The sequence below is a fragment of the Acidisarcina polymorpha genome (genome assembly GCF_003330725.1).
Lineage (GTDB): Bacteria > Acidobacteriota > Terriglobia > Terriglobales > Acidobacteriaceae > Acidisarcina > Acidisarcina polymorpha.
The window spans coordinates 116,755-128,166 of sequence record NZ_CP030843.1; the positions used below are offsets into that span (position 1 = coordinate 116,755).

7 protein-coding genes and 2 pseudogenes are annotated in these 11,412 nt (G+C 56.1%); 3 read left to right on the forward strand and 6 right to left on the reverse strand.

Features of this window, described 5'->3' with window-relative positions:
- Positions 1-52: 52 nt before the first annotated feature.
- Both ACPOL_RS32000 and ACPOL_RS32005 read right to left on the reverse strand, forming a co-directional pair.
- Positions 53-2,749, reverse strand: a complete 2,697-nt coding sequence (locus ACPOL_RS32000) for an ABC transporter permease (RefSeq protein WP_236657621.1) — start codon at positions 2,747-2,749, stop codon at positions 53-55.
- Between the two features lie 10 nt (positions 2,750-2,759).
- A complete protein-coding gene (locus ACPOL_RS32005; RefSeq protein WP_114211415.1) occupies positions 2,760-3,092 on the reverse strand; it encodes a PadR family transcriptional regulator in 333 nt (110 codons plus the stop codon).
- A gap of 110 nt (positions 3,093-3,202) precedes the next feature.
- On the opposite strand from ACPOL_RS32005, the pseudogene ACPOL_RS35305 reads away from it, so the two are divergent.
- The 3 genes and pseudogenes from ACPOL_RS35305 to ACPOL_RS36755 form a co-directional block, all read left to right on the forward strand.
- Positions 3,203-3,787 (forward strand): annotated as a pseudogene (locus tag ACPOL_RS35305) (IS6 family transposase); the annotation flags it as partial.
- A gap of 428 nt (positions 3,788-4,215) precedes the next feature.
- Positions 4,216-4,458 (forward strand): hypothetical protein, encoded by a 243-nt coding sequence (locus tag ACPOL_RS32025; protein WP_114211419.1) that lies wholly within the window; start codon positions 4,216-4,218, stop codon positions 4,456-4,458.
- 136 nt (positions 4,459-4,594) lie between these two features.
- Positions 4,595-4,821, forward strand: a pseudogene (locus ACPOL_RS36755) (IS6 family transposase); the annotation flags it as partial.
- Positions 4,822-4,866: 45 nt separating this feature from the next.
- Here ACPOL_RS36755 and ACPOL_RS32035 read toward each other — a convergent pair.
- From ACPOL_RS32035 to ACPOL_RS32055, 4 genes are all read right to left on the reverse strand, one after another.
- The gene (locus ACPOL_RS32035; RefSeq protein WP_161557698.1) at positions 4,867-8,445 is read right to left on the reverse strand and encodes a TonB-dependent receptor; all 3,579 of its coding nucleotides are present in this window, start codon (positions 8,443-8,445) and stop codon (positions 4,867-4,869) included.
- A 451-nt stretch (positions 8,446-8,896) separates the two neighbouring features.
- Positions 8,897-9,079 carry a hypothetical protein gene (locus ACPOL_RS32045; protein WP_114211422.1) on the reverse strand — a complete coding sequence of 61 codons (183 nt, stop codon included), beginning with the start codon at positions 9,077-9,079 and terminating at the stop codon, positions 8,897-8,899.
- A 209-nt stretch (positions 9,080-9,288) separates the two neighbouring features.
- A complete protein-coding gene (locus ACPOL_RS32050; RefSeq protein ID WP_114211423.1) occupies positions 9,289-9,648 on the reverse strand; it encodes an SgcJ/EcaC family oxidoreductase in 360 nt (119 codons plus the stop codon).
- 166 nt (positions 9,649-9,814) lie between these two features.
- A complete protein-coding gene (locus ACPOL_RS32055; protein WP_114211424.1) occupies positions 9,815-11,215 on the reverse strand; it encodes a glycoside hydrolase family 125 protein in 1,401 nt (466 codons plus the stop codon).
- Between the last annotated feature and the right edge of the window lie 197 nt (positions 11,216-11,412).

Genomic DNA, 11,412 nt, shown 5'->3' on the forward strand with positions numbered 1-11,412 from the left:
TAGGTTGTGACATACGATAGGAACATATCCACTATTAGTGGTGGCGTTGTCCCTACTCGTCTCGCAACGTCTTTGCGGGTTCAATGCGCGCAATGCGCAAAGTGGGCACAGTGGTGGCCAGCAGGGTGACGGCGGCGAGCGTGAGAACTACGGCCGCGATGGTCGGCGCGTCGTAGACGCCGACGCCGTAGAGCACGCTGCGCATGGCGCGTAGAGCGCCGGTACAGAGGATGAGTCCTACGACCAAGCCGGCGACTGAGGCGCGTACGCCCGGTGAGCTTACGTGAATCATGGCGCGGCGGACACTTGATCCGAGCGCAATGCGAATGCCAATCTCGCGAGTCTTCTGCACTACCATGTTGGAGACGAGAGCGAAGATGCCGACCGCACTGAGGAGCAACGCCAGGCCGGCCATGGCGCTGAGCAAGGCTACCTCAATGCGCTGCGTGGCGAGGGTCGCCGCCATCAGATCGCTCATGCTGTAGAAGCCCGAAAAAGGCAGGCTCGGATCGGCACTCGAAAGCGCGCGCTGCATCTGGCCGGTCAGGCCGTCAATGGGCGCAGCGGTGCGGACGATCCAACTTGGCTGGAACCAGGTGTGGACGAGGGGGAGAAGCCGCGCATTTATCTGTGTGGCGGGAATGTACACGGTGCGCTCGCTGGTGATAGGGCCGGAGTCGTCAATGCCGGGCGCAGTGGCTACGTCGGCCACCATTCCGACAATCGTGACGCCCTTGTTGAAGGAGCGGCCGACGGGATCGGCTCCGTTGAAGAAACGGCGCGCGAAGGCCTTGTTCACGATAGCTACCGGCTTGGTGTGGGTGCCGTCAGAGCCGGTGAATGCGCGGCCGCGCAGCAGGGAGATTTGTAGAGCGTCGAAGTAGCCCGGCGTAACGTAGACTACGTCGGTTTCGGCCTCGAGTCCAGCTTCAGGTCCGTCGCCGATCTTCACCGAGTCGTTCAGGGCGCGCTCGTAAGGAAGCGTCAGTCCAACCGCTGCGATCTGCACTCCGGGAATCTGCTGCATTGCCGCGATGGATGTGTCGAGCAGGTGGGCGAAAGCGGCCGGGTCACGATAGCGCGCGTCGTCGAGCGAGGCCTTGGCGGTCATCACGCCGTTTGGAATAAAACCCGGTGGCAGTGTTTCCAGGTGAATGAGCGTGCGGATGAGCAGGCCGGAAGCAGCAAGCAGCACGACGGTCAGAGCTACTTCACCGGCAATAAGAGCCTGCCTCAGGCGCAAGCGATCGCCACCGAATCCTACGCGCATGGCCATGGAGGAACGCAGATCAACCTTGCGCGAGGCGAGGGCGGGTAGCATTCCGAACAGCAGGCAGGTGAATACGGCGACAGCCAGCGTAAACGCAAGCACGCGACCATCGAGAGGCACGCTGGCGACGGGCAGAAAACCCTCAGGAAGCATTGAAAGCAGACCGCGCAGTGCCACAAATCCTGCTCCGATGCCGGCCAATCCGCCCATGAGGGCCAGCAGCAGATTTTCAACCCAAAGCTGCATTTGAATCTGGCCGTGGGACGCGCCAAGGGCCAGGCGGATTGCGATTTCCGGCGTGCGGCGCAGCATGCGTACCAGGGTGAGGCCGGCCAGGTTGGCGCAGGCGATGAGCAGGATGATGCCGGCGGCCAGCATGAGGGTGAGCGCCTTGGGGCGAAGATCTTCTGTCTTGCCTTTTTGCAGGGGCACGGAATACCAGGTGAGTTGCCCCCCGGCAACGTGTCCCGCGAAACGCGCGGCCTGCCCAGCCCAGGCGCGGTTGATCTCCGCGTCTGCCTGCTGCCAGGTGGCTCCGTCGCGCAGGCGTGTAATCACATCGAAGTTGGCTCCGCCGCCTTCCCCCTCGCGGCTTGGCTGGAGAGCGGTGTAAATGTCGGCGTGGGAAGGCGTGACAGCGCCCTGGGGCAGAACGCCGACTACGGTGTAGGGCTCGCCTTTCAGATGAATGGTCTGTCCAAGAAGATTGCGATCGCCGCCAAAGGTGGTGCGCCAGAGGTTGTAGCTCAGGATCGCGGATTTTGGGCCGTGCGGCTGATCTTCTGTGGCAGTGAAGTTGCGCCCGAGGAGCGGCTGAATATCGAGCACATCAAGGTAGTGCGCCGAGATGCGCGCTGCGTGAAGATACTGGACCTGTCCGCCAGCCTGTGAGTAGCGTGGCTGGACCGAGCCCGATTGGACCGGGTCGACCTGAAGATTAACTCCGCTGGCCATGCCGCTTGAAATCGCCGAGATTAACGAGGGGACATTGTCGCGCAGAGCTTCCCACTCCTCCCCGTCGAGGGCGATCATGTCCTGTGAGGGATGGGGGCCAGTGGCGTGTTCGTAGATCACGCCCAGGCGCTCGGGATGCGCGTAAGGCAGGCTCTTGAGCATCAGCGCATTCACGATGGAAAAGATTGCGGTGTTCGCGCCGATCGAGAGCGCAAGCGTAAGGACGACCGTGAGTGTGAAGCCGTGATTTCGACGAAGTTGGCGCAGGCCAAAGCGCGCATCCTGCCATAAAAGCTCCACATCCGTGCCGGCGCGCTGATCACGTACCGCCTGCTTTAGCTGTTCGATACCGCCGAACTCTGCCTGCGCGGTCCGTCGAGCTTCGGACGCAGGCATGCCCGCAGCGATCCTTTCGTCGGTAAGCATATTCACGTAGGCATGCACTTCATCGTCAAGTTGGTTCTCCACCCGGCTCTTTTGGAAGAGATTGCGCATCATGCTGGTAGTACGCGACCAGAGTTTCATCGTTCACTCCTTAACTTGCCCTCAAAGCGTTCGTCATGGCGACGGCAACCCGCGTCCATTGTTCTGTTTCTACTTCAAGCTGGCCCCTTCCGGCTTTAGTGAGGCGGTAAAACTTCGCACGACGATTATTCTCCGACTCGCCCCAGAAGGAACTCAGCCAGCCCGCTTCCTCCAGGCGGTGAAGGGCAGGAAATAACGAGCCAGGCTTGACGAGAAATGTCCCTTGCGTGATCTGCTCGATGCGGCGCGAAACACCCAGACCGTGGAGTTCTCCCGCCCCGAGCGCCTTCAGGATGAGGAGATCGAGAGTGCCTTGCAGAAGACTTGTCTTTTTAGAACTCATTTGCCCCGTCCTATCGAATAACTACATGAGCTTAACCTTCTTCGTACAGATTGTCAATAGGAGATGGAGTTTGGACGGCATCGTCAACTTAATGGGTGTGAGAAGCTGAGGTGGTGAGTAGCGCCGAGCGGTATTATCGTCATCGTTTTCCGATCGAAGTGGTGGAGCACTGCGTCTGGCTGTATTTTCGCTTCTGCCTAAGCTACCGCAATATCGAAGAGATGATGGCTGTGCGCGGTGTCCGAGTGACGTATGAAACGGTTCGGGAATGGTGCCGGAAGTTTGGCGCCCTCTATACGACACAGCTTCGAAAGAGTCGCCCTCGCATCGGTTCGAAGTGGCATCTGGATGAAGTCTTCCTTTAAATGAACGGCGTTCAACACTATCTATGGCGGGCTGTGGATCAGAATGGCGTCACTATCGACATCCTGGTCCAGCCGAAGCGGGATCGCTGGGCGGCACTGCGCTTCTTTCGCAAGCTACTCCACTCCGCAGGAGTTGCCCCTCGCGTCATCGTCACGGACAAACTCCGAAGCTATGCTGCAGCGAAAAGGCTAATCCTGCCTGAGATAGAACACCGGCAGAGCCGTTATCTGAACAATCGATGCGAGAACTCCCATCAGCCCACACGCACACGAGAAAGACAGATGAAACGCTTCCAGAACCCGGAACAGGCACAACGTTTTCTTTCCAGCCTCTAGTCGATCAACACCCTAACGCAATTGTGCCCGCCAAGTGAAGGCGATTTAAGAGCGACGCGTGGACGAAAACATAAAAGGGGGACGCAGGGCGCATCCCCAGATTCCTGCTATGTGAGGCGAGTCTCGGAAGATTGGGCTCGCACGTAAATATAAGTATACCCACCTGAGGGTCGGAGTTCCCTGCGGCGAACCCACCGCCTATCATGAAGCAGGAGTTCGCCCCCGAGGAGACTATGACTTTAGGACGACGATGGTGGGGCCTGATGCTCATTGGAGTTGGCCTGATGCTATTCGGAACAACCCGGCGGCTCTGGCAGGAGTGGTCGTGTTTTGCGATCATCGCTACTGGAATCGTCGTAGCGCTGCCTGCTCGCTTTACAGGCAGGCCTCCGCGATAGGTCTGCCCTACACGAAAGGTTGAAATGGCTGAATCTGATCTACAAGCAGAAATAGCACGGCTCCGAGCGGAAAACGATCGGCTCAAAGGAAGAAGCGAGCGAGGCGTGACCATGAAGGTCAGCGAGAAAGGAGCTCTCTCCGTCTATGGTCTTGGCCGATTTCCGATCACGCTCTACAAAGAACAATGGCGCAAAGTTCTCAGCATGGCGGCTGAGATCGAGGAGTACATCCAGGAGAACGACTCCAAGCTGAAGGCGAAAGAGTAGCGACAATCCGCCAGGCTCCCCTTATCAAGTAAGGCGTCCTCCTTACAATGTAAGGAGAGGGCGTAGGAATGTCTTTGGTTCTGTCGCAGTAGGGCGGTTTGCTAACCTTTGCATTGACTGTGAGGAGTTGGCGAACATGAAACAGGCATTGAATCCATTGCTGGCCAGGGTGTTGAACGCTTGCACTATCCGTTAGATGTGATTCTGCTTTGTGTCCGCTGGTACAGTGCATATCCGTTGAGCCTTAGGAACCTAGAAGAGATGATGGCCGAGCGTGGGATCTCGGTCGATCACTCGACGGTACACCGCTGGGCAATGAAAGTGTTGCCGGTGACTATCATTGTGCTCGAAAAGAAGAGCCGGACATTATCTGGATGTCCGGCTCTTGGAAGCCCAAATAAAGTTTCCTTAGAACTCCAGCCGGAATGTGACCTGACCCTGGCGATTGCAATTGCCAATATTCCCTTGGTTATTGCATCCCTGGTTAACGACCTGGCCAAATGTACTGTCATCCACGTTGGTGTCTGGACCGTTGAAGATCGTTCGATTCAACGCGTTGAAGTAGTCGACCTGGAGAATACCGGTAAAGCGTTCCCCAAAGAAAAACCGTTTCCTCGCATTAAAATTCTCATTGTAGAACGCTGGATCCTTGAGCGCGCCGAAATTGCGCGGGGTGTCGGCCAACGTATAGGGAGGGCTATCCGTGAATGCAGCTGGGTTGAAGATCGGTGTGACGGCTTTCGTGATGAACTGAGTGCGGGCACGATTGTAGCTACCAGTGTGGAGTGCGACCCCTGGCACACGGAGCGGGCGATAAAAGCCATTAGGAAACGGAGTGCCATTTTGCGTCACGCCGAGAGGAGTTCCCGAAACGTATGTAGTGACCCACGCGACCTGCCAACCGCCGAAAATCTGGCCGGTTACACCATGATTGGAGAAATACTTCTTTCCGGGACCTATAGGTAGCTCGTAGGTTCCGCTGATTTTGAGCGTTTCCAGGGGATTGTTGCTGGAGATGACCCATTCCGGCTTTTGGTTGAATTTGTTGATGCCGCCATTAGCGAAACTGGAGAATCCGCTGCTAGTATTGTCCATTTGGTGGGAAAGCGTATATCCAGAAAGGAACGCCAGACCGTTTGTAAAACGCTTGTCGACCTCGACTTGGATGCTTTGATAATAGGTAGTGCCTGAACCTTCAAAGTTATTGAAGATATTTGAGTACTGCGGGTAAGGCACCAGCGATTGCGCCACCGTAGCCGATCCGCCGAAATCATTGATAAAGTTGCTATACGGCAGGCTAAACCCGGCGGCTTGGGCGGCTCCGTTGTTGAAGGTCAATCCGAGCTGGCTACCCAGGGCTAGGTATTTCGGATCGAGCTGGTCGATTTTATTCAATTGGCTGGGCAGGTGGATGATCCGGTTGCCAAGCCAAGCTACGGTAAGAAACATGTTGTAGGGAAGCTCGCGCTGATAGTTTGCGTTCCACTGCTGGGCGTAGGGGGCGTAGCCGTCGTTCTTGCTGAAGGCGTTGATTTGAGTACCCGCACCGAGCGCGGTGTTGAAGGGGGTTCCCGGCGGGTCCGGCAGGATATTGGTATCCCAGCTTCCGTAGGCGGATTGCGCAGTACCCGTGCTGTTCCGCTTGAACGATCCCGCCAACAAGTTCCCGTAGTTCACGGCGACTTTGTTGGTCCCATATTCGTAAGCGCCTCCATTCAGGAACGCCACGGAGAAGCCAGCCTGGACGACTGATTTTTCATTCAACTTGTAGGCGAACCCAACGCGAGGACCGAAGTGTCCCCAGTGAATGTCGGCCTTGTTGTATCCGGCACAGCCGATGCAGGCGCCGAACTTGGTCGCAGCGCCCGGAATCGGGGTACCCGAAGCCGTGGCGTAGTGGGGATCTGTCCCGTTGGGATTAAAGAAGACAATATTGTTGTGGTTTTCGGTGAAGGGCGACATAATATCCCAACGCACGCCCACGTTAACGGTCAACTTCGGAGACAGTTTTATGTCGTCCTGTATGTATGGGGAGAAGACATAGTTGCGGAGCTGAAGCTCCTGTGAATTCGTTCGGTTCGCGTTGTCGGGGATCCCGAGTAGGAAGCTGGCGAAGGAACTTCCGGAGCTGTTAAAGTTTGGCTGCTGCACCCCGTTCACATATGGCACCGAAGTAGTACGCTGGCTGAAGTTAAACTGGCCGCCTGCGGTCTGTTCTTCATTATCGTCCTGGTACGAACGGCGGAATTCGCCGCCGATGTTAAAGGTTTGGCGTCCGGTTGTCCAGAGCCAATTATTCACCAAGGCAACGCCGAGTTTGCGGTTGATCGATCCAGAGTTCGACCCGCTCGTGCCCCAACTCGTAAGTGCGCTCTGCCCGTCGAAGGTGATGTTCGGCGGAATTACTCCGCCTTGCACCGCCGGGAATGAGTACCTGCTATGGTTGAGCTGGTCGTTAATTTCACCGATCCAACCGGCCCCCGCGGTCATCGATATGTTCGCTGAATACGCGTGGTTATAAGTGAGCAGGTAACCGCTGCCTTGGGCAGGGAAGTCCCTCAAACTATTCAACGGATTCGGCGGAATGACGAAGGGATTATTGTCAAAGCCGACATTGTGAAAGTGGTTGTGCCACATGCTGAAGTGGACGCTCTGCCGGGTGTCGATGACCTGGTCAACGGTAAAACCCCAAACATGTTGAATTGTCGGGTTTGGATAGGCAACGTAGCTCTTATTCTGCTGCTGACCTCCCGGTCCGCTGCCCTGTTGATCGGGATCGGGAATATAAGGAAGCAGGATGGCTGAAGTCGGACTGATGCGGGCGGGGCAGATTACATTCAGCGCTCCATTGCACTGAAACTGCGCCCCGGTCGTCGGATCGAAGATCGGAATTACGTTGCCATTACTATCGACATAGTGGCTAAAGTCACCGGATTTCATCGCGACACTCGGCACCGTCGCAGGGTTCTGATTTAGGTTATTGAGGCTGAACCACTCCTGGCTGTAATGGCCAAACGTCCGGTTGCGGCCGTCATATACTTTGGGGATGCTGATCGGACCGCCGACCGAAAATCCATAGTTGTGTTCGTGATCGGTTGGCGGTTTATTGTCCGGATTGTTCGAGTTCCAATCCTTACCGTTGAAGAAGCCGACCGAGTCGAACCAGCTATTACGCATAATCTCAAAAAGGTCGCCGTGGTAGGTGTTGCCGCCCGATGCCATCTGGTACGTGAGCGCACCCAATCCCAATCCGAACTGGGCGGCGAATGTTGAGCGCTCGACGCGAAACTCCTGCACTAACTCGAAGGGAGGATTGAAGTTGGTCGTGTAACCTTCCGTCTCCGGCTGGACTACGGGAATGCCGTTATAGACAATCTCTTGTTCGAAATCGACACCGCCGCCGATGCGGTGAGAAAATTGGCTTCCAGTGGTTCCCGGTACCAGGAATTGGAGAGCGGAAATATCGCGACCACGACCGGAAACCAGATTGGGTAGTGAAGCGACGACTTCGGGCTCGACGGTGCTACCCAACTGGGGTTGAGTTGTATTCAAGGCTATCTGTGGAGAGGTGACCTCGACCGTCTGGCTAGTGGCTCCGGCGCTAAGCACGATGTCGATGGTGACAACCAGGCTAACCTCGACGTTCACGTCGCGATGAATTTCCTTCTCGAACCCTGCAGCTTCGACCGTGATTGTGTAATGACCAGGGTTAAGTCCTTTCACCGCATAGGTTCCGGCGCTGCTCGATACGAGGATGCTCGAGACGGCAGTGGTCTGTTCGGTGACGGTGACCTTGGCGCCTGGAACGACAGCTCCGCTGCTGTCAGTAATGGTGCCGGTGATTCCGGCGTTCGCTTGTGCTAAAGCAGTTCGCGGCATCAAAAACTGGAAGCATCCGATCGCGACGGCCAACGCGATGGCCGGCCGGAGGGAGGGTTTCCAGTAATGGAGATGCAGATTCTTCTCGATTTTGGCTAAGTGTCTCACTGTGCTCCTCAAATTAACCATCAGTTATTGCGACTCATCCATCAATTGCCAGTTCTCCCTAAAGTTCCGATTTAGGGCGATACCGATCCGTTTGAAACATTTGACACCGTTGTCATCGCTCAACGGCCGGAACACTAAATCCATAGAAACAGCGTTGTCAAGGTAATACTTCCGTAGGGTAAATGTGTGCAACTTTAGGCGGAAGTGGATTCTTGATCTATCCTTCTGATCGGCAATTTCCATACAGCTAGTCTGAGACTATGCTGAAGCTCCGAGATTCTTACCGTTTGCCTCGCCTTAGACTGAGGGCGTGCGCGCCGCGATGGGTTTGCGCTAGACTCTATTGTTCAGAAGGACTCATTGGTGCACGTCAGACAGTTCGCGGCTCTCCTCCTGTTGGTCTCATTCGGCACAACAGCATGTCATTGGAGGCACAAACGGTCGCCGGGAATCAGTCGAAGCCGGCGCCAGCTGTGGCGTCAAAATCATCGTCATTGGCGCGCGGAGCGGAGAAGCTATCAATTACGATCGACGGCATGGTGGTTTCTGGACCCAACATCTTCTCTGACGGGACCAGGGCCGCTGGGCTCTCAGGCTGGAACCATGTGATGGGAGCCGCCGACAAGAGGCTCATTATCGACACCAACGGCTCTGGAGTGGGCTTGATCGACTACGATAATGATGGCTGGCTCGACATTTACCTGGTGAACGGCTCGACTTTCGCAGCTCTGGACGACAAGCAACCTCTCCTCACGCCGCGTTGTTCCACAGCAACCAGCGGCACATCGCTCAAGACGTGGAGTATCTGCCGGATTTTCGGCGTAGCGAGAACCCAATCTGAATTCATTGCGAGGAGTTGTAGAGACTCTTTGCTCGTGGACTCATATCGGTGTTTTGGAAGGCGGCACAGGTCCATCGATCGGAACGCCGAATCATCATCAACGTCTGCAGCTTCTCATAGCGGATCGTTGCATCTTTCCCAGCCCCACTGGCGGTCAAGACGATCGCGACATCCTCCGTCAGAGGTTTTATGGACAGCACCTTGACCTTCATTCGGGTGCCTCTTCTCAGCACGTCAATGTGTCCTCTTTCGATTTCAGATCGACCCGAAAGAGAGTCGCCTGACCAGAGCACGTAAGTCGCATCTTCAATAAACTGAGCGGCAAACGCGGCTGCGTCGCCGGCATCCCACGCAACCCGAATCCTTCAAGACAGTCTTCAATCGAATCGTTTTGATTTGCGGACACTTCAGCTCCGACCCTATTTTGGAAAGCTAAAACTGGCCGATATGTGACTGCAAGACCCAACCAGCCTGAATCACACGTAGAGGGCAAATTCGTCCTTCAGGCCAGGAAGGGCAATGCGGCGGTCATGCGAGCAGCTCCGGATGCAACTGAGCGGTTTTTCCGATCAGTTCTCCGAAAAGCGTATTCGCCCAGGCAAACCACGACCTGGTAAAAATAGCCGAGTTGTCCCGGTTATACGATTCATGGATGAACCCGGTAGCGGCGGCGGCCGCCTTCAACATTTGAATTGAGCGACCAATTTCGCGGGGAGAAATGCTAGTAAGCGCATAGATGATCTGTGACATAGGCCATATGCTGTAGCGGCCGATATGCGGACCGCCGATACCCTCACCCGCCTTGCCCCGGAAGAACCACGGATTCCGATCGCTCCAGACAAACTCCCGCGTTCGTGCATACAATGCCGCGTCCGGGGAGCTATCGAGATAGGGCAAACTCAGCAAGCTTGGAACGTTAGCATCGTCCATAAGAGCGGAACCGCCGAAGCCATCGACCTCGTAGCACCATATTGTGCCCGAATCAGTAGAGGCGATGGCGTGCTGCAGCAGCGCGGCGTGGACTTCGTCGGCCAGGGCCGAGGCCTGATTGGCCATGACCGTGTCGTTCAAAATGGAGTTGGCCATGGTTGCCAGCTGTCGGAGACAACTGATGGCGAAAAGGTTAGCCGGCGTCAGAAAGGGGAAGATGCAGGCATCGTCAGACGGCCGAAAGCAGGAGGCGATGAGGCCTATCGGATTTGCGGGGTTTCCGATGCCATTGACCAACGAGTCCGTTGGGTTGGGCGCGTCGCGCTGAAAAGTATACGGTCCCGGGCCGTGTTTTCGTTGTTGCACCTGCATGGTGCTGAGAGCATTTTGCATTGCACGCTTCCAGCTCGCGTCAAATGGGCGGACATCCCCGGTACTCCTCCAGTAACCATGGGAAAGCCGAATCGGGTAACAGAGGGAGTCCAACTCATACTTGCGCTCGCCCACGCCCTGCTTCATATCGGTCTTGTCGTGCCGGCTTCCCTCCAGAGGGGGCGCATTGAGGTCGGCCATGAAGCAATTCGCGTAAGTATCAATCAATAGGCAGCGGGTCTGCCTGCGGACCACCCCTTCGAGAAGCTCACGCAAAGCGGCATCTTTTGAAGCGAGTGGGAGGTAAGGCCACACCTGGGCTGAAGAATCCCTTAACCACATTGCGGGAATGTCTCCGGTGATCACGGCGGTATCCGGCTTACCTTCAAACCTACCTGGCTCGACCGTGGTATCCAGTGTGTTGGGGAAACAGTCTGTAAATAGGGCGCTCAGCGCAGGATCTTGAATCCTGGCAGCTATGTCAAGAATGTACGCTTCTAGCGCGCGACTGCGAAACTTACGGTCAGCGGGAAGCGGCCGCTTCGAGCTAGCAGATCCGGTTGTTTGCGGAAAGGCGGATTTCGGAACGACCGATAGCAGACTCGCGCCGGCTATGACTCTGCTCATCTTGGACGCAAATGCTCGCCTGGTCAGGATCGTGGCATGCGCCGTAGTTCTATCGTCATTGGGACCCTTACTGTTCAAACGTTCACACGCCAAAAGCTCTCCCCTGTAACTTAAACTTGCGGCGGATCGACGGCGTTAGCGCGTCTGAAACCCAGCTAAAGATCCCTGACCCTGCGTTAACTGAACGAAGCGCGATC

Bases quoted from the DNA above. Each gene is read 5' to 3' on its own strand.
- ACPOL_RS32000 (WP_236657621.1), bottom strand. From the start codon at position 2,749: ATGAAACTCTGGTCGCGTACTACCAGCATGATGCGCAATCTCTTCCAA.
- ACPOL_RS32005 (WP_114211415.1), bottom strand. From the start codon at position 3,092: ATGAGTTCTAAAAAGACAAGTCTTCTGCAAGGCACTCTCGATCTCCTC.
- ACPOL_RS32025 (WP_114211419.1), top strand. From the start codon at position 4,216: ATGGCTGAATCTGATCTACAAGCAGAAATAGCACGGCTCCGAGCGGAA.
- ACPOL_RS32045 (WP_114211422.1), bottom strand. From the start codon at position 9,079: ATGAGCCTCTTGTCGGCGGCTCCCATCACATGGTTCCAGCCTGAGAGC.
- ACPOL_RS32055 (WP_114211424.1), bottom strand. From the start codon at position 11,215: ATGAGCAGAGTCATAGCCGGCGCGAGTCTGCTATCGGTCGTTCCGAAA.